27 protein-coding genes are annotated in these 22,014 nt (G+C 37.1%); all 27 read right to left on the bottom strand.

Going from position 1 to position 22,014, the window contains the following annotated elements; genetic code table 11:
• Positions 1 to 23 precede the first annotated feature (23 nt).
• Positions 24 to 1,313 carry a cation:proton antiporter gene (locus tag LJ207_RS06125; RefSeq protein WP_229345189.1) on the bottom strand — a complete coding sequence of 430 codons (1,290 nt, stop codon included), beginning with the start codon at positions 1,311 to 1,313 and terminating at the stop codon, positions 24 to 26.
• Between the two features lie 83 nt (positions 1,314 to 1,396).
• A complete protein-coding gene (locus LJ207_RS06120; RefSeq protein ID WP_229345187.1) occupies positions 1,397 to 1,864 on the bottom strand; it encodes a CBS domain-containing protein in 468 nt (155 codons plus the stop codon).
• Between the two features lie 3 nt (positions 1,865 to 1,867).
• On the bottom strand, positions 1,868 to 2,818 hold the full coding sequence (locus LJ207_RS06115; protein WP_229345186.1) for a 1-phosphofructokinase family hexose kinase: 951 nt from the start codon (positions 2,816 to 2,818) through the stop codon (positions 1,868 to 1,870).
• Positions 2,819 to 2,887: 69 nt separating this feature from the next.
• Positions 2,888 to 4,138, bottom strand: a complete 1,251-nt coding sequence (gene murA, locus LJ207_RS06110; protein ID WP_229345184.1) for a UDP-N-acetylglucosamine 1-carboxyvinyltransferase — start codon at positions 4,136 to 4,138, stop codon at positions 2,888 to 2,890.
• Positions 4,139 to 4,216: 78 nt separating this feature from the next.
• Complete coding sequence (locus LJ207_RS06105; protein ID WP_229345183.1) at positions 4,217 to 4,774, bottom strand: YueI family protein; 558 nt, start codon at positions 4,772 to 4,774, stop codon at positions 4,217 to 4,219.
• A 192-nt stretch (positions 4,775 to 4,966) separates the two neighbouring features.
• Entirely contained in the window at positions 4,967 to 5,398 is a 432-nt protein-coding gene (locus LJ207_RS06100; RefSeq protein ID WP_229345181.1) for a F0F1 ATP synthase subunit epsilon, read from the bottom strand.
• Positions 5,399 to 5,400: 2 nt separating this feature from the next.
• Positions 5,401 to 6,813, bottom strand: coding sequence for a F0F1 ATP synthase subunit beta (gene atpD / locus LJ207_RS06095; RefSeq protein ID WP_229345178.1), 1,413 nt, complete (start codon positions 6,811 to 6,813; stop codon positions 5,401 to 5,403).
• A 24-nt stretch (positions 6,814 to 6,837) separates the two neighbouring features.
• Positions 6,838 to 7,737 (bottom strand): ATP synthase F1 subunit gamma, encoded by a 900-nt coding sequence (atpG, locus tag LJ207_RS06090; RefSeq protein WP_229345172.1) that lies wholly within the window; start codon positions 7,735 to 7,737, stop codon positions 6,838 to 6,840.
• 2 nt (positions 7,738 to 7,739) lie between these two features.
• Positions 7,740 to 9,326 (bottom strand): F0F1 ATP synthase subunit alpha, encoded by a 1,587-nt coding sequence (atpA, locus tag LJ207_RS06085; protein WP_229345170.1) that lies wholly within the window; start codon positions 9,324 to 9,326, stop codon positions 7,740 to 7,742.
• 1 nt (position 9,327) lies between these two features.
• On the bottom strand, positions 9,328 to 9,888 hold the full coding sequence (gene atpH / locus LJ207_RS06080) for an ATP synthase F1 subunit delta (RefSeq protein ID WP_229345168.1): 561 nt from the start codon (positions 9,886 to 9,888) through the stop codon (positions 9,328 to 9,330).
• Positions 9,885 to 10,385, bottom strand: a complete 501-nt coding sequence (atpF, locus tag LJ207_RS06075) for a F0F1 ATP synthase subunit B (RefSeq protein ID WP_229345167.1) — start codon at positions 10,383 to 10,385, stop codon at positions 9,885 to 9,887. The genes atpH and atpF overlap by 4 nt, the downstream gene beginning before the upstream one ends.
• 310 nt (positions 10,386 to 10,695) lie before the next feature.
• A complete protein-coding gene (gene atpE, locus LJ207_RS06070; RefSeq protein WP_229345165.1) occupies positions 10,696 to 10,953 on the bottom strand; it encodes an ATP synthase F0 subunit C in 258 nt (85 codons plus the stop codon).
• 37 nt (positions 10,954 to 10,990) lie between these two features.
• Positions 10,991 to 11,398 carry an ATP synthase subunit I gene (locus LJ207_RS06065; RefSeq protein ID WP_229345164.1) on the bottom strand — a complete coding sequence of 136 codons (408 nt, stop codon included), beginning with the start codon at positions 11,396 to 11,398 and terminating at the stop codon, positions 10,991 to 10,993.
• A gap of 85 nt (positions 11,399 to 11,483) precedes the next feature.
• Entirely contained in the window at positions 11,484 to 11,741 is a 258-nt protein-coding gene (gene atpE, locus LJ207_RS06060; protein ID WP_229345162.1) for an ATP synthase F0 subunit C, read from the bottom strand.
• A 36-nt stretch (positions 11,742 to 11,777) separates the two neighbouring features.
• Complete coding sequence (gene atpB / locus LJ207_RS06055; protein WP_229345161.1) at positions 11,778 to 12,437, bottom strand: F0F1 ATP synthase subunit A; 660 nt, start codon at positions 12,435 to 12,437, stop codon at positions 11,778 to 11,780.
• A gap of 43 nt (positions 12,438 to 12,480) precedes the next feature.
• A complete protein-coding gene (locus LJ207_RS06050) occupies positions 12,481 to 12,702 on the bottom strand; it encodes an AtpZ/AtpI family protein (protein WP_229345159.1) in 222 nt (73 codons plus the stop codon).
• A 103-nt stretch (positions 12,703 to 12,805) separates the two neighbouring features.
• Positions 12,806 to 13,852, bottom strand: coding sequence for an MraY family glycosyltransferase (locus tag LJ207_RS06045; protein WP_229345157.1), 1,047 nt, complete (start codon positions 13,850 to 13,852; stop codon positions 12,806 to 12,808).
• 44 nt (positions 13,853 to 13,896) lie between these two features.
• Positions 13,897 to 14,544 carry a uracil phosphoribosyltransferase gene (gene upp, locus LJ207_RS06040; RefSeq protein ID WP_439649678.1) on the bottom strand — a complete coding sequence of 216 codons (648 nt, stop codon included), beginning with the start codon at positions 14,542 to 14,544 and terminating at the stop codon, positions 13,897 to 13,899.
• A gap of 74 nt (positions 14,545 to 14,618) precedes the next feature.
• Positions 14,619 to 15,119 carry a low molecular weight protein arginine phosphatase gene (locus tag LJ207_RS06035; protein ID WP_229345154.1) on the bottom strand — a complete coding sequence of 167 codons (501 nt, stop codon included), beginning with the start codon at positions 15,117 to 15,119 and terminating at the stop codon, positions 14,619 to 14,621.
• Positions 15,085 to 16,137, bottom strand: coding sequence for an L-threonylcarbamoyladenylate synthase (locus LJ207_RS06030; RefSeq protein WP_229345152.1), 1,053 nt, complete (start codon positions 16,135 to 16,137; stop codon positions 15,085 to 15,087). Before LJ207_RS06030 ends, LJ207_RS06035 begins: the two co-directional genes overlap by 35 nt.
• Positions 16,138 to 16,144: 7 nt before the next feature.
• The gene (gene prmC, locus LJ207_RS06025) at positions 16,145 to 17,005 is read right to left on the bottom strand and encodes a peptide chain release factor N(5)-glutamine methyltransferase (RefSeq protein WP_229345150.1); all 861 of its coding nucleotides are present in this window, start codon (positions 17,003 to 17,005) and stop codon (positions 16,145 to 16,147) included.
• A gap of 2 nt (positions 17,006 to 17,007) precedes the next feature.
• Positions 17,008 to 18,081, bottom strand: coding sequence for a peptide chain release factor 1 (prfA, locus tag LJ207_RS06020; protein WP_229345148.1), 1,074 nt, complete (start codon positions 18,079 to 18,081; stop codon positions 17,008 to 17,010).
• Positions 18,082 to 18,113: 32 nt separating this feature from the next.
• Positions 18,114 to 18,695: a thymidine kinase gene (locus LJ207_RS06015; RefSeq protein ID WP_229345146.1), complete on the bottom strand. Its 582-nt coding sequence runs from the start codon at positions 18,693 to 18,695 to the stop codon at positions 18,114 to 18,116.
• 140 nt (positions 18,696 to 18,835) lie between these two features.
• Positions 18,836 to 19,060 carry a 50S ribosomal protein L31 gene (gene rpmE, locus LJ207_RS06010; RefSeq protein WP_229345144.1) on the bottom strand — a complete coding sequence of 75 codons (225 nt, stop codon included), beginning with the start codon at positions 19,058 to 19,060 and terminating at the stop codon, positions 18,836 to 18,838.
• A 127-nt stretch (positions 19,061 to 19,187) separates the two neighbouring features.
• A complete protein-coding gene (gene rho / locus LJ207_RS06005) occupies positions 19,188 to 20,447 on the bottom strand; it encodes a transcription termination factor Rho (RefSeq protein ID WP_369414164.1) in 1,260 nt (419 codons plus the stop codon).
• A gap of 227 nt (positions 20,448 to 20,674) precedes the next feature.
• A complete protein-coding gene (locus LJ207_RS06000) occupies positions 20,675 to 21,694 on the bottom strand; it encodes a sodium:calcium antiporter (RefSeq protein WP_229345142.1) in 1,020 nt (339 codons plus the stop codon).
• An 86-nt stretch (positions 21,695 to 21,780) separates the two neighbouring features.
• The coding region (locus LJ207_RS05995) for a class II fructose-bisphosphate aldolase (protein ID WP_229345140.1) at positions 21,781 to 22,014 on the bottom strand (234 nt) is incomplete at its 5' end.

Here is a 22,014-nt window from a genome sequence, read left to right as displayed (position 1 = left end):
CTCTAAAAAAGAGATAATTCCTGCTAATCAAGCTCTGCTTCTCCAGAACGAATCAGTGCTTCTTTGGTTAAAAGCGGGCCAAATATTTCAGTTATGGCAGCAGTTAAAATAACCAAATTAAAAATCATTAAAGCTGTTTCGGGAACCTGAGGAAAGTGTTTTTGAACCGAAAACGCAAGTGCAATTGCTACTCCTCCCTGAGGTATCAATCCCATTCCAATATATTTTTTAACATTGATACTAGCATCTGAGAGTCGTCCTGCCAGATATGCTCCCCCTACTTTGGCCAGAATTCTGGCTGTAAGAAAAACAAGGGCCGTAGAAATAAAAGCCCAAGATGCCATTTGACTAAAACGGATTTCAGCACCTGCAAAAATAAAAAACATTGCGTAAAGTGGGATTGTTAGGGTATCTAGATACTCAGATATCTGGAGATTTTTTTCGGCAAAATTTCGAATGGAAAAACCTACCGCCAGGTTGGAGATCAGAGAAGAAAGTCCGAAAAAAAGACTTAAAGCTGAGCTCAAGACAACTGCAGTTATAATACTGATAACCTTTTTTGTTTTATCATCAACATAGCTAATATAGTGTTGGGCAGCATAACCGATACCCAAACCAAGTCCTGCAGCAGCAATAATTTGCAAAAACGGTATTAATAAAACATCTATCGATAAAATCGCTCCTCCACCCTCTATCATCAGTACAGCCAAAGGGCTTAAAAGACCAAAGATAATCAAAGCTAAAGTATTATCCAGACCAACAACAGCCATCAAAGTAGAACTTAAAGGACCTTCAGCATTATATTCTTTGAGCACCATGACGGTTGAAGCAGGTGCTGAAGCAGCTGCAATCGCTCCCAATAAAATTGCTGCATAAAGTGGTACTCCGATCAGATAAACTGCCAGGGTTGAAAAAATCACCGCAGCCAAAGCTTCAACCAGAGCAATTATATAAATGTTTTTACCCAACCTTTTAAAGGTCCGAATCGACAATTCACTTCCGATGGTAAAGACTATAAAGGCTAGGGCTATCTGGGTAATATAGTCAAGCTTAAAAACCAAAAATTCATACCAGTGATGAAATTCATTTTCTAAAAAGGGCAGCAGCCCTAAAATATCAGGTGAAATTAAAATACCAAATAGAACATATCCGACCACAATTGGTAAGCTGTATTTTTTAGAGACGACCACTGCTAGCAGTGATAAAAACAAAAAGAATGCCAGCAAATATATAGCCCTTGTCTGAAGTTCATTTAACTGTAACCAGTGTTCAAGTTGATAAAGTTCAGAAGAGTTTGCTATTATATTTTCCATTTTCACACCTCATTATATAATATAAATCTTAAAAAAAGATTAAAATTATCTTTTTTACTCACTACCTGGCAAAAATTTTCGAATTATTTTCGCTCCTCTTCTTCAGTTGCTTCATCAAGTAGATAATGCAGCAGCTGTGAACGCTCAATAAAACCCCTTAAATAACCCTTATCATTGACCACAAAAAGTAGAGATTCCTTGTTTTCAAGCATCATTTCTGCTATTTTTTTCATATTGCTCGATTCTCTAACCGCATCCCGATTTTTGGACATATATTTTTCTACCTTCTCATCTTTAACATATTTTAGGTTTTCTACAGCTTCGTTGACCTCATAAAATAGTCTGCTGCTGTCTATAAAACCAAAGCTTTCCGGGATAATATTTTTTAAAATATTGTTGCTGTAAATCGTGCCGATAAAGATGTTTTGATGATCAACCACCGGCAGCACAGACAGCTCCGATTTATACATGTTTTTTATAACTTTATCTATACTATCATCAGGTGAAACAGAATTCATGGTTCTGATCATATATTTTCTAACCCTGCTCAATCTCTACACCTCCAGTTTTTCTATCTTCAATCTCTCAAGACAGTGACGGTAATCATCACGGCTTTCTAAATAGATTTCTCTGTTTTCAGAGATCCATAATGCTGCAGCTCCGGCATGTAAATTGGCTTCAAGAAAATCAAAAGAATTTTTAAATATATAATCTAAAAAGGCAGTGTTATAGGCATCACTGGCCCCAAGCCAGTTAACTATACAGTAATCTTTAGGGCTGAGCTGATAAACATCTCCTTTTTGATCAAAAAGCAGTCTATCACAGTGGAAGGGAATCATTACATATTTGGCCCCTCTGTTTTGAATTTCGCGGCCCATTTTTATATATTCCTCCCTACTTTCTATTTCAACATCTAAAATGCTTTTGTGATGTTTAAAATAGGGGGCTACAATATCAGGCCCTGCTTCTAAAGCCAGTTTAAGAGCTTCTCCACTTGCCTGCAGCATAACTGTTTTATCTTTTTCTTTGGCGATCTCTATTAAGCGCCGATAAATATCGAAATCTACCCCATCAGGTAAAGATCCTGAAATTAAAATATAGTTGCTTTCAGAAATAGACCTTTTAAAACGGATTAAAAGTTCTTCAACCTCTTCTTTTTCTACATGAAAGGTATAGTCATTAAATTGGGTATATGTTGCAGGGTCTTTACCAATGATTTTGACGTTATTTCTGATCTCACTATCTGTATGGATATAGTTGCTGATAACATCATACTTTTGAACCATCTTTTCGAAAAATAAACCCTGTTTCCCTCCGATAAAACCTATGTTTTGCACATCCTTGTAGCCAAGTGCCTTAAAATTAACTGCACTTATTAAACCCTTACCACCAGGATAAATTTTGAGATCTTCGGAATCATAAATAAACTTATTCTGCATCACCTCATGTTTATCAACAAAATATTCTCTATCAATGGCAGGATTTAAGGTCACTGTTGTAATCAAAATCTTCACCACCCTTATATTTTTGTCATATTAAACAGAAAACCGCTGAAATATCAGCGGCAGGTTATCTTAGTCAGATATTTTTTTTATTTCAGCTCCAACCGAACTGAGCTTTTTTTCTATATTTTCATAACCACGCTCAACATGGTAAATATTACTTACTTCTGTTTTTCCTTCAGCAGCCAGTCCAGCCAGAATAAGTGCAGCTCCTGCCCTAAGATCTGTAGCTTTAACCTCAGCTCCGGTCAGACGACCTGGTTTGATTATTGCACTGTGTCCATCAATTTTTATCTTAGCTCCCATTCTCTTCAACTCATCTACATGCATAAAACGGTTTTCCCAGACCGTCTCAATAATCATACTTGTCTCATCTGTCTGGGTTAAAAGGGCCATCATTTGGGACTGCATATCGGTTGGAAAACCCGGATAGGGCAGTGTTTTAACATCAACTGATCTTAAATCACCATTAGCTTTGACCCTCACTCCAGCTATATCTTCCTCAACTATAATCCCCATCTCATGCATTTTAGCAATAAGGGGTTTAACGTGTTCTGTTAAGACATTACGGACAAATATATCGCCTCCGGTAATCGCAGAGGCTATCATATAGGTGCCTGCTTCTATGCGGTCAGGGATGATCCTGTGTTCTACCCCGTGCATTTTATCTACACCTTCTATTTTTATTACATCAGTTCCCACACCTTTTATATTTGCTCCCATTACTGTTAAAAAGTTAGCTAGATCAACTATTTCTGGTTCTCTAGCTGCATTTTCTATAGTTGTTTTACCTTCAGCTCGGCTGGCAGCTATCATAATATTAATGGTAGCTCCCACACTTGGATAATCAAGGTAAATATCTGCTCCCTTTAAATTGTCTGCTTTGACCTCAACAACTCCATGGTCAAGTCTGACATCCGCTCCCAGAGCTCTAAAACCTTTAAGGTGTAAATCGATCGGTCTATTACCTATATTACAGCCCCCGGGCAGAGTTGTTCTGGCATGTCCTTCTTTGGCCAGCATCACTCCAAGTATATAATATGAGGCTCTCAATGTCCGTGCCAAATCATGATCGGCCTCACTTTTATAAACCTTAGTTGGATTAATTTTTATCTGATGTTCTTTTCTTTCTACCTCAGCCCCCATATCTTCTATAATTCTACAGAGGTTGGTTACATCTCTCAATCTCGGTATATCTTCTAAAACCGAAGTTGAATCTGCCAGTAAAGCAGATGCTATAATTGGTAAAGCAGCATTTTTTGCTCCCCCAACTTTAAGCTCACCTTGTAGTGCATTTTCGCCTCTAATTAAATATTTTCCCACCTCTAAAAGCTCCTTTCTGAATTTTGCCTTTAAAGGCCGCCTCAAAAAATCATCTATAATCTATTTGATTTCTATTTTTTACCTGCAGCCTGTACAGCTTGTACCTGTTAATTTATCAAATATACCGGGTTTTTTATAATTCACCTTTTCTTCCGGTGCTTTTTCCATTAATTGCTCCCAGCAGTCCTTACAGAGTGTTGTTCCTGCATTCTTTATAATATTATCAGATACGCCCTTCTTTTGCAACTTTTCTTGGCGATCTTCAATCCTACCAAGCTGGTAGTTTACTGCATCATTTCCAGCAACTGCTAGAGCTACATTTCCCCGGAAATCTGGGGAATTTTTACGGGTAAATCTAACTCCCAGTTCTCTTGCCCATTCTAGATATTTATTTATCTCATTTTTGTCCATATCTCCTCTAATAATCAGTTTTTTAGCTTCTTCTTTTTCTAGAAGTTCTCTGATTTCAGGATAAACTGCATTTTCTTGGAGCTGTTCTTCAACTAAATAGCCCATAATCCGTTCTTCAAACTCACCTAAATAACGAGTTTTTTCTCCCTTTTTTAATTCAGGAGAACCAAAAGCACCTTCCCGGGCGGTTTTTTCTAATTTGCTTTCTCCATTATTGTTTTGCATCTTTAGTACCTCCTTGCTTTATTTTATCATTTATTATTTTTAATTCAAAATTTTCTTTGCTAGGTAATTGCTCAGCTTAAATTATAGTATAAAATAAAGTAAAGATCAAAAGTTTCAGCAAGAAAAAGAACTCCCCTGTAAACAGAGGAGTTTGCTAAAATAACTATTTTAAAAGAGAAGCTAACTTGAAGTTTAAAGACCTGTATAACCATGGTCATGATGACCGGCGGCCTTTAGTCTGGCTACAGCTCTTTCGTAAGCTGCTTCGGCTCTGGCGAAATCAACCTTTTCATGATCTTTTTCCAGCTTTTCTTCTGCTCTCTCTTTAGCTCTTTTTGCTCTTTCCACATCAATCTGATCAGGAGTTTCGGCAGTTCTGACAACCAGATTAATTCTATCCGGCTGGACCTCCATAAAACCATCACTGATCGCGATTTGAGTTTCTTCTTCATCTTTGGAAATCCTTACAACTCCAATTTTCATTGCAGTTACTAAAGGCGCATGTTTTGGTAGAATACCAATTAATCCGTCAATTGCTGGCCCTTCTAACTTATCGATTTTGTCACTAAAAATTATTTTCTGTGGTGTAACTACATCAAGTTGAATTTTAGGAGCTTCAGCCATTTTTATTCACCTTCTTCTAACCTTTTGGCTTTTTCAACTGCATCCTCTATCGTACCTACCATATAAAAAGCTTCTTCAGGTAGATCATCATAACGACCTTCCAGGATTCCTTTAAATCCTTTAATGGTCTGTTCTAACTCTACATACTGACCGGGAGTACCTGTAAACTGTTCAGCAACAAAGAAAGGCTGAGATAAAAATCTCTCAATTCTTCTTGCCCTGTTTACAATTGTTTTATCTTCTTCAGAAAGCTCATCCATACCTAAAATTGCTATAATATCCTGAAGGTCCTTGTATTCCTGCAGTATTTCCTGTACCTGACGGGCTACATTATAGTGTTCTTTCCCCAGAATTCTGGGATCTAAGATATTTGATGTAGAATCAAGTGGATCTACAGCAGGATAAATACCTTTTTCCACAATATCTCTCGAAAGAACCGTTGTCGCATCAAGGTGAGCAAATGTCGTTGCAGGAGCAGGGTCAGTAAGGTCATCAGCAGGTACATAAACAGCCTGTACAGATGTGATAGAACCTTTTTTGGTTGAAGTAATCCTCTCCTGAAGGGTACCGACATCATAAGCTAAGGTCGGCTGATATCCAACAGCAGAAGGCATCCTACCTAAAAGAGCAGATACCTCTGAACCAGCCTGAATAAAACGGAAAATATTATCGATAAATAATAATACATCCTGACCGGCTTCATCACGGAAATATTCAGCCATTGTTAAACCTGTTAAACCAACCCTCATTCTCGCACCAGGTGGCTCGTTCATCTGACCAAATACCATGGCCACTTTATCTAAAATATCGGCTTCCTGAAATTCCAACCAGAGGTCATTACCCTCTCTGGTTCTTTCTCCTACTCCAGAAAATACGGAATAACCACCATGCTCAGTAGCTATGTTATTGATTAATTCCTGAATAAGTACAGTTTTACCAACACCTGCACCACCGAACAGACCTACCTTACCACCTCTTGTGTAAGGGGCCAGCAGATCAATTACCTTAATTCCTGTTTCAAATAATTCAGTTGAAGTTTCTTGCTCATCAAACTTAGGTGCTGGACGGTGAATCGGGTGTCTTTTATCTGTTTTAACCTCACCTCTGTTGTCAATAGTATCTCCAAGCACATTAAATACTCTACCCAAAACAGCCTCTCCAACTGGAGCACTGATTGGATCACCCTGATCAACAGCTTCCATTCCTCTAACGAGTCCATCTGTAGAAGACATTGCAACTGAACGAACTCTATTATCACCAAGCTGCTGCATTACCTCACAGGTTAAATTAATTCCTTTTTCTTCTTCCTTTATAGTTATGGCATTGTAGATTTTAGGTAAATCTCCCCCGGGAAACTCTATATCAACAACCGGACCAATTACCTGAACTACTTTACCAATGTTCTGGTCACTCACTCAAATTCCTCCTTTATTAAAACTTTATTTAAGCGCTTCTGCTCCACCAACAATCTCTGTTATTTCTTTAGTGATTTCTGCCTGGCGAGCTCTATTATATTTTAAAGTTAAATCATCTATCATTTCACTGGCATTTTCTGTTGCAGAATCCATTGCGGTCATCCGGGCTCCAAATTCACTGGCTTTTGATTCTAAAAGTGCAGAATAAATCACATTGATCAAATACTGTGGTAAAATATTATCAAAAACCTCAGTTGGAGAAGGTTCAAAGATATAATCCACATATTTTTTTGTTATTTCTTCTTCATCTTTTTCTTCAGCTTTTTTGCCACCCCGAGTTTCCATTTCTAACTCTGAGAATTTTTCTACCGGTAAAAGCTGCATATTTTTTACCGACTGACTGATTGCAGAATTAAAATGAGTATAAATCATGCTCACTTTTTTTACATCACCTGCTAAAAAATAATGCATAACCTCTTCGGCAATATTGTTCGAAAAACCATAGCCTGGATAATCATCAAGCTGTACATATTCTGCAATTATATCCGCATTTAACCTGCGAAAATAGTCTCTTGCCTTACGCCCCATTACGATTAAAGACGCATCTTCTTTTTTTACAAGTTCTTCTGCCTCTTTAATCACCTTATTATTATAGGCTCCACAGAGTCCTCTATCACCTGTAATAACAATCACCAGATGGCTGCCCTCTTCAAATTCTTCTAAAAGTGGATGGGTTTCTTCTGAGGTTCTGGTGAATACTCCTCTGAGAACCTCAACAGTTTTGTTAAAAAAGGGCCTTGCATCTTCTGCTCTATCCTGAGCATTTTTCAGTTTGGCAGCAGCAACCATTTTCATGGCCCTTGTAATTTTCTGGGTGTTTTTTACACTGCCTATTCTCCGCTGAATATCTTTCATATTCTGCATTGTTATTTCACCTCAGCTTCCTCTGCTTCGGCATCAGATTCTGTTAAAGATTCATCCATATCAACAATCGTTTTCTTTTTAACTTCAAATATATCTTTAAAATCTTTAACCGCTTTTTCAATATTTTCTTTGAGTTCATCTGTCAGTTTACCTTTTTCTTTAATTTCCTGTCCTATTTCTGGCTGGTTATTGGCCAAATATTCCAGAAATTCAGCTTCAAAGCGCTGCAGGTTATCAACAGGTAGATCATCCAAAAATCCATTTACAACAGTATATATGACAATAACCTGATTTTCTACATCCATGGGAGAATACTGATCCTGTTTTAAGATCTCAACTATTCTTTCTCCCCGGGCCAGCTTTTGCTGGGTAGCTTTATCAAGATCAGACCCAAACTGTGAAAACGCTTCAAGTTCACGGTACTGGGAAAGGTCAAGCCTTAAAGTACCAGCAACATCCTTCATCGCTTTAATCTGAGCATTACCACCAACTCTGGACACAGAAATACCAACATTAACAGCTGGTCTAACACCTGAGAAGAAAAGCTCACTCTCAAGATAGATCTGTCCATCAGTGATAGAAATAACGTTGGTAGGAATATAGGCGGAAACATCTCCGGCCTGTGTTTCAACGATAGGTAGAGCTGTAAGTGAGCCCCCACCTTCTTGATCGTTTAATTTCGCTGCTCTCTCTAAAAGACGGGAGTGTAAGTAAAATACATCCCCTGGATAAGCCTCACGTCCAGGTGGTCTTCTTAAGAGAAGTGACATTGCCCGGTAGGCAACAGCATGTTTAGAAAGGTCATCATAAACAACAAGTACATCTCTATCATCTTCATACATAAAGTGTTCTCCCATCGCACAACCTGCATAGGGAGCAATATATCTGATTGGAGCCGACTCACTAGCAGTAGCAGATACCACTATAGTATAGTCCAGGGCCCCTTCTTCTTCCAACCTTTTGGTAAGTTGAGCTACCGTTGAATTTTTCTGTCCAATGGCCACATAAATACAGATTACGTCATTATCTTTCTGGTTAATAATTGTATCAATACCAATTGCTGTTTTACCGGTCTGACGGTCACCGATAATTAATTCACGCTGACCTCTACCAATCGGTGTCATAGCATCAATTGATTTTAAACCTGTCTGCAGTGGAACCTCAACAGGCTGACGTTCAACCACCCCTGGTGCTTCTGATTCTACGGGACGATATATATCACTTTCAATAGAACCCTTGCCATCTAGTGGCTGACCAAGTGGATTAACCACTCTTCCTAAGAGTTCTTCACCAACCGGAACCTCAACAACTCTTCCGGTCCTTTTTACATCGTCACCTTCTTTTACCTTGGTTTGATCACCAAGCAAAACTACTCCAATATTATCTTCTTCTAAGTTCAATGCCATCCCAAAAACTCCATTGGGAAATTCTAGCAGCTCTCCTGCCATGGCATCTTTAAGTCCGTAGACATGGGCAATACCATCTCCAACATCGAGAATAGTACCAACACCCACGGACTCCATTTTTTGTCCATAATTTTCTATTTCTTTTTTTATAATGGAACTAATTTCTTCCGGTCTTAATTTCAAATTAATTCACCCCTAGCTTACTTACTGGAATTGATTCGATTTTCTGCTGTAACCTTTTGAGATCATAAAGCAAACTGCCGTCGATTATGTAATCTCCAACCTTGATCTTAAGGCCAGCTATAATACTTTGATCAACTACATTGAAAATCCTGATATTATAATCTAAAATTTGATCAAGTTTTGCCTGCAGTTTTTCTTTTAATTTCTCATTTAATTCCACAGCAGATGTTACTTCAACATCTAAAATCTTTTCTTCCTGATCAACAAGCTGCTTAAATTCATTAATAATTGACTTTAAATGATACTCTCTTCTTTTTTCAATTAAAATATAAAGAAAGTTGAGAACATCCTGATTTAATTCATCAGTAAAAATCTTTTCCATAACCCGCTTTTTTTCTTTGGGCAGTATCCTCTGGTGGAAAACAACATTTCTTAAATCCTCGTTTTCCTCCAAAACCTGCCAGAATTCTTCTAAAGTTTCTTTAAAATCTATAAGCCTCTCTCTTTCTTTACCCAGAGCAAAAAGACCGCGGCTGTATCTATTAGCTGCTTCGTTTATCATTGTATTTCACCCAGTTTCTCAGCATCAAGCTGGTCGATAAATTGATCTATCATCACCTGGTGCTTGTCTTCATCTAATTGCTCCTGGATTAATCGATTGGTAGCCAAAATTGTCATAGAAGCTACTTTATTTCTTAATTCTGCCATAGTTTCTTTTTTGGCTTTTTCTATCTCTGCCAACTTTTTCTGCTTGATATTTTCTGCTCTTTTTTCTGCTTCTTTAACAATATTTTTAGCCTTTTGATTGGCCCTATCTTCAGCCCTATCAATAATTGACTGGGCTTCATTATGAGCTTCTTTTAATTTATTTTGATATTTTGCTTTTAGTTCTTTTGCCTCTTCGCGCATTTTTTCAGCCTCATCTATCTCACTGTTTACATGGGCTGCCCTTTTATCTAAAATCTCTTTTATTGGTGAATAGAGATATCTTTTTAGCAAATACATTAAAACGAAGAAGTTGAATACCTGCCACAACATTGTAGTGTTAATATTAACCAAGAGAACATTCACCTCCTGAAAGATAATTTGGCTTCAAGCTATACTCAGAATCCTGTATTATTAAAATTACTGCCTTGATTAGCTGAGCATTTAAATCACAACTCTAAATCACAACACTATACACTATCTACATTACTAAAATATATATTTCTAAAATCAGCTGCAGGCTATTTGTCCTGCAGACCAGATAATTTTCTCCAACCCACCAGTAATTTGATGGGCTGTATTAAATAATAAAGATAATTCCTCAATACAGCAAAGCAATATTAAGTCAGGAGAATAATCTCCCGACTTAATAATCTACTAAATACTATATTGTAAAGATTAAAACAATGGCAATAACCAGTGAGTAAATACCGGTTGACTCAGCAACAGCCTGACCTAAAAGCATAGTAGTAATGATATTACCTCTTGCTTCTGGATCTCTTGCTACAGATTCAACGGCTTTACCAGCAGCATAACCCTGACCAATACCAGGACCAATACCTGCAATCATTGCAAAACCTGCTCCTAAAAGTGCTGATGCTCTAATAATAGTTTCAATAACTTCTGGTGAAAATTCTACCATTATAGTTTCCTCCTTTCAGTAATAAAAAAACAAAAAATTATTTATACCTGTCAAATTGACTTTGAAAAGTATCTTTTAACAAATCCTTAACCGACAAAAGCAAAACAGTAAATTTAATCATAAACAAACCTACTGCAGCAGCTAAAAAATTAAGACTGGGATTTCTGGCTGCTGTGAATAAAACAAGAAAATAAAGTCCATATTCTGCAAAATACCTATTCCTAATAAACTTCTCTGCACTTTCCATATCCATGTTAAGTGCCCTTATTATGTTATTATATTTTAATCTTAAAAGAAGGGTTGCAACTACAAGACCAAAGACAAAACCAAGTAAAGATTCCATATCTCCAGCTGCTATGGCCGAGATAATCGGCAAAAGAGCGATCAAATAAGTGGTTTTCAAAATCTTCTTCTGCAGTTTTTTTGGATCTTTAATTTCTTTCATTTATAATCTCCTCAGTCATTCTCAAATGATTTTTACTTCTTTTAAGGATTAAAAACTTAAAAATTAAGCAATAAATTTAGATGTGTTAAATACCAAAAATCAAGAAAATAGCAATAATCAAAGAATAAATCCCAGTTGAACCGGATACAACCTGTCCTAATAACATGGTTGTGATTATTGCACCTCTGGCCTCAGGCTGTCTTCTCACCGCTGTGGTAGCTTTACCAGCAGCATAACCCATTCCTATTCCAGGACCAACACCTGCTATCAAGGCCAGGCCTGAAGCAACAAAAGAGGCTATAGTAATTATACTTTCAGCTACTTCTGGACTAAATTCTATCATATAAAGTTTCCCCCTTTCTGGAAACTAAAAATCTCATTATGTTTTGGCCACTGAAATATATGCTATGGCAACCATACCATAGATAAAGCCCTGAATTAAACCAACAAAAAGGTCAAACCACAAATGCAGTGGGACCGGTATAATCGGTGGAGCAGCCTGATAAATCAAGCTTACAATAATCAAACCACCTATGATATTACCAAATAGACGGAAAGAATGAGAAATTGGCTTTGCCAGTTCTCCAATTATGTTTATCGGCAGTAAAAATATTACCGGCTCAGCATAACTTTTTAAATAACCAAATAATCCATATTCTTTGATTCCCTGCTGCTGTACAACAATAAAGACCACTAAAGCAAGACCCAAGGTTAAATTTAGATCAGCTGAAGGACTGGTTAAACCAGGAATCACGATTATAATGTTGCTTAAAGTAATATAGATAAATATAGTGGCGATAAAGGGCAGAAATTTCCATCCTTCTCCAGGTAACATTGGCTCTATCTGACCGTGAATAGCTTCAATCAATAATTCAGCCACATTCTGCTTTTTATTCGGTCTGATTTCCAACTTAGTTGTCAGATATTTGACCCCGATTAAAATAATGATCATTGTTAACCAACCAACTAAAAGAGTATCAGTAACAGGAAGGTTTTGATTACCAAATATATAAAATTGTACCGCTGGACCTGGACTCAATATAATTCCTCCTCTCCTAATAATAATTTAGTCTTTTCTTTTTTTAGTCATCAAACGTGGAAATAAGCAGTTTATAAACAGTATAAAAACCGGCTCCTAAACCAACTAGAAGTCCAGTTAATTTAAACAATAATTCAAAATTTAAAAGGTAATCGATAAAATAACCAAAAGCAAAACCAATTCCCCCAGATATAATAATGATCAGACCTACCTGGGTTAAAAGTGACAGAGCTCTTAAAATTTGATTCCAATTATTTTTATCCATATAATCTTACCTTTTCAATATTTTATTACAGATTAATTCAATATGCAAGTAACTTTGTGAAAAAAACAACAATATCCTTAAATTCGCAATTTTCTTGCAATTGCTATGTTTGGCTGTCTTCCAGAGAACGCCCGTCTTTAGGGATTTTAACTGAAAAAAGTCCCAGCTTTCTGGCTCCTAAAATAATCATTAAAATAACTGCTGCAAAAATTAAAAAGGCAGAATTGAACTGAAATCCATTAATTATAACTGCTACTGCTCCTAAGACCAGGCTGAGTATATAAACTGAAATTACAGCCTGTTTCTGGTTCATGCCAATTGCCAGGAGACGGTGATGAATATGGCCCTGGTCTGCTTCCCCAATTGGGCGATCATTAAAAACTCGCCTGATTATGGCAAAGGTTGTGTCTAAAATTGGAACTGCTAAAGCCAGCATGGGAACAAAAATTGTAACTGCAGCTGCACTTTTTAAAGCACCGGTAATGGAAACAGCTGCTATTATGTAACCGATAAACATTGATCCGGTATCTCCCATAAAGATGCGGGCCGGATTAAAATTATATTTTAAAAAGCCTAAACAGCTGCCTGCTGTTATCAAAGCTAAGAGGGCTGCAGTTGTCTGATTCTGCTGTAAAGCAACCACAAAAAGGGTTGAAACAGCAATTATTGCAACTCCTGCCGCTAAACCATCAAGTCCATCGATTAAGTTAATGGTATTGATAATGCTGACAATCCAGAAAACCGTAAAGGGAATTGAAAAGATTCCCAGGTATAAGAGTCCTCCTAAGGGGTTGGTAATAAAATTTATTCTAACCCCATAAGCTATCAAAATCAAGGCACCAACAATCTGAGCAGAAAATTTAAGGGGAGCTGAAATCACATATTTATCATCAAGTAAGCCAACTATGAGCATAAAACTGCCCCCGATCAAAATTCCTTTTAAGGTCTCTCCCAAAGGAAGAACAACTAAAGCTGTTATCATAAAGGCAAGATAAATTGCTATCCCACCTGCAGTTGGTACTATTTCTGTATTGATCTTTCTTCTGCCTGGTTTGTCTACTATAGATAAGCTGCTGCTTAATTTAATTATAAGGGGGGTGCTTAAAAGCGAAATTATTAAACTGATTAAAAATGCAGCTAAGTATTGCAATTAACTTCCCTCCCCAAAATATTTTTTGCATAATCAAATTTAAATTATTTAGTGCCAAATAATCTGTCACCAGCATCACCAAGTCCGGGTACTATATAAGCATGATCATTTAACTTTTCATCAAGAGCTCCTACCCATATATCTATATCTGGATGAGCTTTTTGAATTTTTTCTACACCTTCAGGAGCAGCTATTAAAACCATTAACTTAATATTTTTGGGATTTCTATCTTTTATAAATTTAATTGCTTCTAAAGCTGTATTCCCTGTAGCAAGCATCGGATCAATTACCAGCAGTTCTCTCTCTTCAATATCTGTCGGTAATTTACAGTAATATTCTACAGCTTCCAGGGTTTCTGGGTCTCTATAAAGACCAATATGTCCCACTCTGGCTGCAGGCATCAATTTAAGAATCCCATCTAACATTCCTAAACCGGCTCTTAAAATAGGGACGATCCCAATTTTTTTGCCAGAAATCATTTTGAACTTATCTTTTCTAAGCGGGGTTTCTATTTCCACCTCTTCTAGAGGAAGGTCTCTTGTTACCTCATAAGCCATCAGGGTGGCAATTTCGTTGACCAGCTCTCTAAATTCTTTAGGACCTGTATTTTTATCCCTGATAATTGATAGTTTGTGTGTGATTAGCGGATGATCCATTACATGTACTTTACTCAAAGTTAATTCTCCCTTCATTTTTTGTGGAATAATTTGTTAATTGTTAAAAGCGTCTTATTATTATTTATTCTACTTAAATCTGATTAGACCTTTTAATCTGAACTAAAATCCTTTAATTTAAGCAATATTTTTTTCAATTCTTTTTCTAATTCATCTCTGGTTTCCCTATAGACCTCTAAAGATAATCCAAAGGGATCTTCAACATCTCTCTCTTCTTCTTCGGCAAATTCTTTTAGGGTAAATATTTTATCGGCTAAATCTGGATATTCTAAAAGTAGAAAACGGCTGTGTTTACGGCTCATGGTAATAATAATATCTTCTTTTTTTAAATCTATATCTTTGATATTTTTAGAACTGTGTTTAGCTAAGTCTATCCCCAATTCTGACATAACCTTGCTAGTTTTTTCGTTTGCTTGAACACCTTTTATTGCAGAAATTCCTGCAGATATTATCTCCCAATTATCTATGTCAACCTCTTGGGACTCTTTGATCATATCTTTTAAAAGATATTCTGCCATCGGACTTCGACAGGTATTTCCTGTACAGACAAATAAAATTCTATGAATTGTCTCCACCTCCTGGTTGAGCTTCATCTTTTGCTGCTGCTGCCTTATAGATCCTGTTCATCAAAGTCTCTCCTAAACCTTCCTGAGCTAATTCTTCTATATAAATCTCTTCTACCTCAGGATCATTATCAAGTTCTCTTAAAAGAGCAAATAACTTTCGGGCCAGCTCGGCTGGATTTTCCCTATCATAGGCTCTGATGATTTTGAGCTTTTCTTCTTGTTGACCCAGCTCAGTCTGCCGTGAAATTATTAGAGCTATTTTTTTCTCTTCAGCTCGCTTGAAAAGCAAATCTTTTTTTGCAGTTTCAAAAATATATAAATTTTTTTGGGGAGCATAATGTCTATATTTCATCCCGGGTGAAATTACTCCTGCTTGATCATTATCTAAGCTATTATTTAATCTTAGTTCTTCTCCTAAAAATTCTGCCAGTTCCTCTCTGCTGATACCTCCCGGTCTTAAGACAACTGCCTCTTTTTGACTGAGGTCGATAACGGTTGATTCAACACCAACCTCACAATTACCCCCATCTAAGATCAGGGGTATTTTATTTTTGAGATCAGCATAAACATGTTCAGCTGTTGTTGGGCTGGGATAACCCGAAGTGTTTGCACTTGGAGCTGCTAAAACCAGACCGCTTTTCTGCAGAAGAGCCAGTGTTAAGGGATGAGAGGGCATTCTAACCGCAACTGTATCCAATCCGGCTGAAGTCTCAGCTGGAACTAAAGAACTTTTTTTAAAAATTAAGGTTAAAGGTCCAGGCCAGTAATTATCGATAAGTTTTTGGGCTCGTTTGGAAACTATTTCCGAGATTAATTTTTCTAAATCTTTTTGCGCTCCAATGTGAACAATGAGGGGATTATCCTGGGGTCTACCCTTAGCTTTAAAAATCTTTTGAACAGCTTCTGGATTTAAAGCATCTGCTGCCAGACCATAAACAGTTTCGGTTGGTATGGCTACCAGCTCACCTTTTTTAAGCAGCTTAGCAGCTTTTTCTACTGCCTGATCATCATTATTGGTTTTAATAATTTCTGTTTGATAGCTCATCTTTTAACTATTCTCCCTCATACTTAGCTGAAATAATTCTATCATGATCTGCATAGTCTTTTATTAACTCAAGCTGACTCCAATTTTCACCAAAAATATCGAATACAGCCTCTGCCTGTTGTGAAGCAATTTCTAAAAAAAGCATCCCCTCTTTTTTGAGCACTTTTTCTGCCTGGGGAATCAGTTTTTGATAAAAATCTAGTCCCTCTTTACCTGCTGCCAGTGCTGTTCTGGGTTCTTTTTTTACCTCAGGTGGCAGTTCTTCCATTTCTTTTTCCGAAATATAGGGAGGGTTAGAAACTATAATGTCAATTTCACTGATCTCCCGTTTGATAAATTCTGTCAGCAGATCACTGCGGACAACACTTATTCTTTCTTCAAGTTCAAATTTTTTTAGGTTGTGGCGGGCAATCTTAAGGGCATCCTTTGAAATATCAGAACCTACAACCCTGGCACCTTCTAGATAATAGGCCAGACTAACTGCAATAGCTCCACTACCACAGCCCACATCAATGATCTGTGGTTTTTGGAGTTCTTTTTCCCGGCAGTAGCTAATTACCTCTTCAACCAGATTTTCGGTGTCTGGTCTGGGAATCAAAACAGCTTCTGATAGCTCAAATTCTAAAGACATGAATTCTTTTTTGCCAATAATATAAGCCAAAGGGATTCGCTTAGCTCTTTCTTTGACCATTTCCCGATATTTTTTTATCTCCTCTGCTTTTAAGGGGTAATCATATTTAACATAAAGATGGATCCTCTCCATATCAAGCAGTTCTGCCATCAGTACTTCTGCATCAAGGCGAGAACTCTCTATGCCCCTCTGGGCCAGAAAATCGTCTGTTTTATTGAGAAGTTCTTTAATATTCACCCTTATATCTTCTCCAATCTCTTAATATTATCCTCCTCGATTAAGGCATCTATAACCGGTGCTAAATCTCCATCGAGTATTTTATCAAGCTGGTGAACGGTTAAATTAATCCGGTGGTCACTTACCCTTCCTTGAGGGAAGTTATAGGTTCTAATCTTTTCACTGCGGTCCCCTGTTCCAACCTGTGATTTGCGGGCTTCTGCCCTTTTGGCCTGTTTTTCCTGCTCTATTTTTTCCTGAACTCTGGCCCTTAAAATCCGCATCGCTTTAGCTTTATTTTTATGCTGTGATTTTTCATCCTGACAGGACACGGTTATATCGGTTGGTTCATGGGTAATTCTAACCGCAGAGTCTGTTGTGTTTACACTCTGGCCTCCAGGTCCACTGGAACGATAAACATCAATTCTTAAATCATTGGCATCTATATCTATATCTACCTCTTCAGCTTCCGGTAAAACAGCAACGGTTGCTGTAGAAGTATGGATCCTGCCGCTTGATTCCGTGGAAGGAACCCTCTGTACCCTGTGAACTCCACTTTCATATTTAAGGTACTTATATACTTCAGCACCTTCAACTGTAAAGATAATTTCCTTATAGCCACCAACACCAGATGGATTGGCATTCATTACTTCTACCTTCCAGCCCTGGCTTTCGGAATAGCGGCTGTACATCCGAAATAGATCTGCTGCAAAAAGTGCTGCCTCATCTCCACCGGCACCTGATCTAATCTCAACTATTACGTTTTTCTCGTCATTGGGATCATCTGGTAAGAGCATGATCGGAAGCTGTTCTTCTAATTTTTCTTTGCTTGGCTGTAATTCTTCTATTTCCATTTCTGCTAATTCCTGCATTTCCGGATCATCTTCCAGCTCTATCATTTCTTCGGCTTCTTCTATACCCTGTTTAAGCTCTTTATATTCTTTATATTTATCTACAATTTTCTTTAATTTAGCATGTTTTTTCAATAATTTTTGATATTTACTGCTGTCATTGATAACTTCTGGATCACTTAATTTTTTGTTTAAAGCTTGATATTTATCCACAAGTTTATCCATTTTTTCTTCTAAATCGAACATTAATAATCTCACCTCTTCTACTTTAAATAATTTTAATCCGCTTCTTTAACCTGATGACAACTTCTACAGCGAGCTTCATATACTTCTGAAGCAGCAACTAAAATAACTGGATCATCATAAGCTGCCGGTTCTCCATCTATCAAGCGCTGAGTTCTGCTGGCTGGTTCTCCACACTGAATACAGATAGCATGAAGCTTATCTACATATTCTGCCCTGGCCATCAATTCCGGCATTGGACCAAAAGGCTCACTGCGAAAATCTCTATCTAAACCTGCTATAATAACTCTGATCCCACGATCAGCAAGCTTTTCACAGATTTCAATTAAATCTTGACTGAAAAATTGAGCTTCATCGATTCCAACTACATTTACCGTATCATCTATCTGCTCTAAAATCTCATCTGCTTTTTCAATAGGAATTGCCTCTAAACTGTTTCCACTGTGAGAAACCACATCATTTTTATTATATCTATCATCAATTAAAGCTTTAAAAACCCTTATTTTTTGTTTGGCTATTTTAACTCGACGCAGTCTGCGGATCAATTCTTCGCTTTTACCACAGTACATAGATCCAGTGATAACTTCAATCCAGCCGCTTTTTGTAATCTTGTACATCAACTCACCCCAATATGAACTTTTATTTCTTAAATAAATAATGATAAAAATAACTGTGCTTTTACTTGCTTTAAAAAATTTCTAAAAAAAAAGCAGAGCTATTAAGCCCTGCAGCAGAAAAAAAGGATTTCTCTTCCGTTCTATTCAGAATCTTCTTCTGATTCTTCTGAAATCCCATATTTTTTATTAAATCTTTCAACACGACCACCTTTTTTAGCTTTACGCTGTTTTCCTGTATAGAATGGATGACAGCTGGAACATACCTCAACTCTAATATCCTCTTTGGTTGACTTAGTATGATAAACCTCGCCGCAGGCACAGGCTACTGTGGTTTCTTTAACATCTGGGTGGATTCCTTCACGCATCTATATCACCTCTCTTGCATACATTATTATTTTTAACCGATAAATTAATCTAGTTAAATCGGAGTAAAGACATAATTCTCAAGCTAGAGTATATTATAACACAGCACTATTAGCTATGCAAGCAAAATCAATTGCTAAATATCTTATCTAATGTTTTAAGCAGTTCTTCATTATTCTGGGTATTTTTAAGCTGCTTTAAAAAAGTATGACTGAGCTCATAATCTGTTAAATCAGCAGTCTGCTGACGTAATTTCCAGATTATTTCCAGTTCTTTTTCTCCCAGCAGCATTTCTTCTTTTCTTGTTCCAGAACGGTTGATATCAATAGCAGGGAAAAGTCTTTTTTCAGCCAGTCTTCTGCTCAGATGGAGTTCCATATTACCTGTGCCTTTAAACTCTTCATAGATAACATCATCCATCCTGCTCCCTGTATCAACAAGTGAGGTTGCAATTATGGTTAGACTACCACCTTCTTCTATATTTCGAGCAGCTCCAAAAAAGCGCTTGGGAAAATGCATTGCGGTTGGATCAAGCCCACCTGAGAGGGTTCTCCCACTGGGTGGTATTGTTACATTTGATGCTCTGGCCAGTCTGGTAATACTGTCCAGCAAAATAACAACATCATTTTTATGTTCAACCAGTCTTTTGGCTTTTTCTAAAACCAGTTTGGCAACCTGTATATGTTCTTCTGGTGGTTCATCAAAGGTAGAGCTGATAACCTCAGCATCAACCGAACGCCTCATGTCTGTTACTTCTTCCGGTCTTTCATCAATTAAAAGGATCATCATCTTAGTTTCCGGATAATTATGACGGATACTATTGGCAATTTTCTTTAAGAGTACGGTTTTACCGGCTTTAGGAGGAGAAACAAGCAGCCCCCGCTGGCCCTTACCGATCGGAGCAATTAAATCAATAAAACGGGTGGATATTTCATTTTTGTGATATTCTAATTTGAATCTCTCTTCTGGATAAAGTGGTGTTAAATCCTCAAAATAGGCTCTTTCTCTAGCCTTTTCTGGATCCTGATAATTTACAGCTTCGATCCTCAGTAGAGCAAAATATTTTTCACTGTCTTTAGGTTCTCTAACCTGTCCAGAGACAACATCACCGGTTCTAAGATCAAAACGTCTGATCTGCGAAGAAGATATGTAAATATCATCACTGGAAGGAATATATTTAGAAGGTCTTAAAAAACCATAACCTTCAGTGTTGATAATCTCTAAAACTCCCTCAGCAAAAATATGACCTCCTTGTTCGGTCCCTTTTTCCAAAATTGCAAAGATCAGATCTTTTTTTCTCATCTGAGAATAGCCGGAAACCCCCATCTCTTTTGCAATTTCATGTAATTCTGTAATTGTTTTTCTCTCTAGTTCACTGATGTTCAACACATCAAGTCCACCTTTCTAGTATCTTTAATTATATTTAAGTTTGCTCTATCGTTAAGTTATTCATTTAAAATAATTTTAAAATAATTTGTAATTAAAGCAGAGCAGTATTTAAAGCAGTTTTAATTATTTGTTAGCTTGTCCGCATTCATCTAAGAAACACTGATACATTCGGACAAGCAATAATTAAAACAATTTAAATACGTAAGCGAAGCTTTTAACAAATTATTTTAAATAATAACGTTTAGTCCGAGTTGAAATAATATATAAACCCCGGCAAGATAAACTAAAGCTGCCAGGATAGCATCCCAGCCCATAAATAAAAATGAGCGGCGGGAACGATAAAACAGCCCGATCAAAATAATGGTTGTCATAATTATTCCTACTACTGCTGTTACAATATGAATTATTTTTGCATCTACAAGCAGAACTCCCTGCTGATAAAATAGATCGGCAAAAAATATAACTGCCATATTTACAATATTGCTGCCAAATACATTACCTACAGCCAGATTATAGGCATTAATTTTTACAGCTGCAATAATTGCTACCAGTTCTGGTAAAGATGTTGCAGCAGCAACAAGAATAGTACCGATAAAACTCTGATCAATACCTGTCAAAAGGGCAATCTCTTCGGCAGTAGTTGTCAGACGGATACCACTAAAGAGAATGACCACAGCAGCTGCAGCAAAACCAATTAAAGCAGTTTTATAACTGTACTTATGTGTTTTTTCTTTTTTTACCTTATGTTTTTTATCCAGGGGATTTTTTTTGTCATATTTAAAAATTAGAATCATCCCACCTAAATAACTTAAAAGTAAAACTATACTATCTATACCTATTCCGAAAATACTGAGATGAATATTCATGAAGTGGGAGACGATCAAACTGAAAACTACCAGGGCTGAAAGTAGAATGCCCAAAAGGCCGGTGATTATATGACTGTAGTTAACCCGAAGTAAAAGAGGGCCATGTCCCTGCAGAAGATCAGCCAGTGAAAGCATAGCGAGGTTAAAGGTATTACTTCCAAATGCATTTCCAACAGCTATATCAGGTGCACCTACAACAGCAGAAGTAATACTTGTAACAAGCTCAGGCAGTGAGGTTGCTAAAGAGATCAAAACAACACCGATAAAGACCTGACCTAAACCACTTTTATCGGCAATAATTTCACCAAAAAGCGAAATATAAGTGCCTGCCACTATAATAAAAAAGGCCATTACAATAAATGTAAACCAGATCTGTGTCAATTTAAACTCCTTTCTGAAAAAGAAAAAAGAGGAGAAATCACCAAAAGGCAACTTCCCCTCGATATATTTCTCAGATCAACCTTAAATTACCAGGCTTTATCATTGCTGCCCAAGATTTTAATTTTTTCTTTTACTTTCTCAGTAATCGCATCTCTACCTGGGCCGCAGTATTTGCGGGGATCATAAAGTTCAGGCTTTTCTGCATAAACTTCTTTTATCTTGGCTGTAAATGCCTGCTGAAAGTCTGTATTTACATTAACTTTATTAACTCCATAAGCAACAGCAGTATTTAAATCCTCAGCTGAAATACCAGAAGCTCC

Source organism: Halanaerobium polyolivorans, assembly GCF_020711195.1.
In the GTDB taxonomy this organism is placed as follows: Bacteria; Bacillota; Halanaerobiia; order Halanaerobiales; family Halanaerobiaceae; genus Halanaerobium; species Halanaerobium polyolivorans.
Note: the sequence above shows the minus strand (reverse complement) of the source record. Positions and strands in the feature narration are given on the sequence as shown.

What these genes read in the sequence shown, in the direction of transcription:
- LJ207_RS06125 (WP_229345189.1), bottom strand. Translation starts at nt 1,313, where the DNA reads ATGGAAAATATAATAGCAAACTCTTCTGAACTTTATCAACTTGAACAC.
- LJ207_RS06105 (WP_229345183.1), bottom strand. Translation starts at nt 4,774, where the DNA reads ATGCAAAACAATAATGGAGAAAGCAAATTAGAAAAAACCGCCCGGGAA.
- LJ207_RS06100 (WP_229345181.1), bottom strand. Translation starts at nt 5,398, where the DNA reads ATGGCTGAAGCTCCTAAAATTCAACTTGATGTAGTTACACCACAGAAA.
- atpG (WP_229345172.1), bottom strand. Translation starts at nt 7,737, where the DNA reads ATGCAGAATATGAAAGATATTCAGCGGAGAATAGGCAGTGTAAAAAAC.
- atpH (WP_229345168.1), bottom strand. Translation starts at nt 9,888, where the DNA reads ATGATAAACGAAGCAGCTAATAGATACAGCCGCGGTCTTTTTGCTCTG.
- atpE (WP_229345165.1), bottom strand. Translation starts at nt 10,953, where the DNA reads ATGGTAGAATTTTCACCAGAAGTTATTGAAACTATTATTAGAGCATCA.
- LJ207_RS06065 (WP_229345164.1), bottom strand. Translation starts at nt 11,398, where the DNA reads ATGAAAGAAATTAAAGATCCAAAAAAACTGCAGAAGAAGATTTTGAAA.
- atpE (WP_229345162.1), bottom strand. Translation starts at nt 11,741, where the DNA reads ATGATAGAATTTAGTCCAGAAGTAGCTGAAAGTATAATTACTATAGCC.
- LJ207_RS06050 (WP_229345159.1), bottom strand. Translation starts at nt 12,702, where the DNA reads ATGGATAAAAATAATTGGAATCAAATTTTAAGAGCTCTGTCACTTTTA.
- upp (WP_439649678.1), bottom strand. Translation starts at nt 14,544, where the DNA reads ATGAAGGGAGAATTAACTTTGAGTAAAGTACATGTAATGGATCATCCG.
- LJ207_RS06035 (WP_229345154.1), bottom strand. Translation starts at nt 15,119, where the DNA reads ATGAAGCTCAACCAGGAGGTGGAGACAATTCATAGAATTTTATTTGTC.
- LJ207_RS06030 (WP_229345152.1), bottom strand. Translation starts at nt 16,137, where the DNA reads ATGAGCTATCAAACAGAAATTATTAAAACCAATAATGATGATCAGGCA.
- prfA (WP_229345148.1), bottom strand. Translation starts at nt 18,081, where the DNA reads ATGTTCGATTTAGAAGAAAAAATGGATAAACTTGTGGATAAATATCAA.
- LJ207_RS06015 (WP_229345146.1), bottom strand. Translation starts at nt 18,695, where the DNA reads ATGTACAAGATTACAAAAAGCGGCTGGATTGAAGTTATCACTGGATCT.
- rpmE (WP_229345144.1), bottom strand. Translation starts at nt 19,060, where the DNA reads ATGCGTGAAGGAATCCACCCAGATGTTAAAGAAACCACAGTAGCCTGT.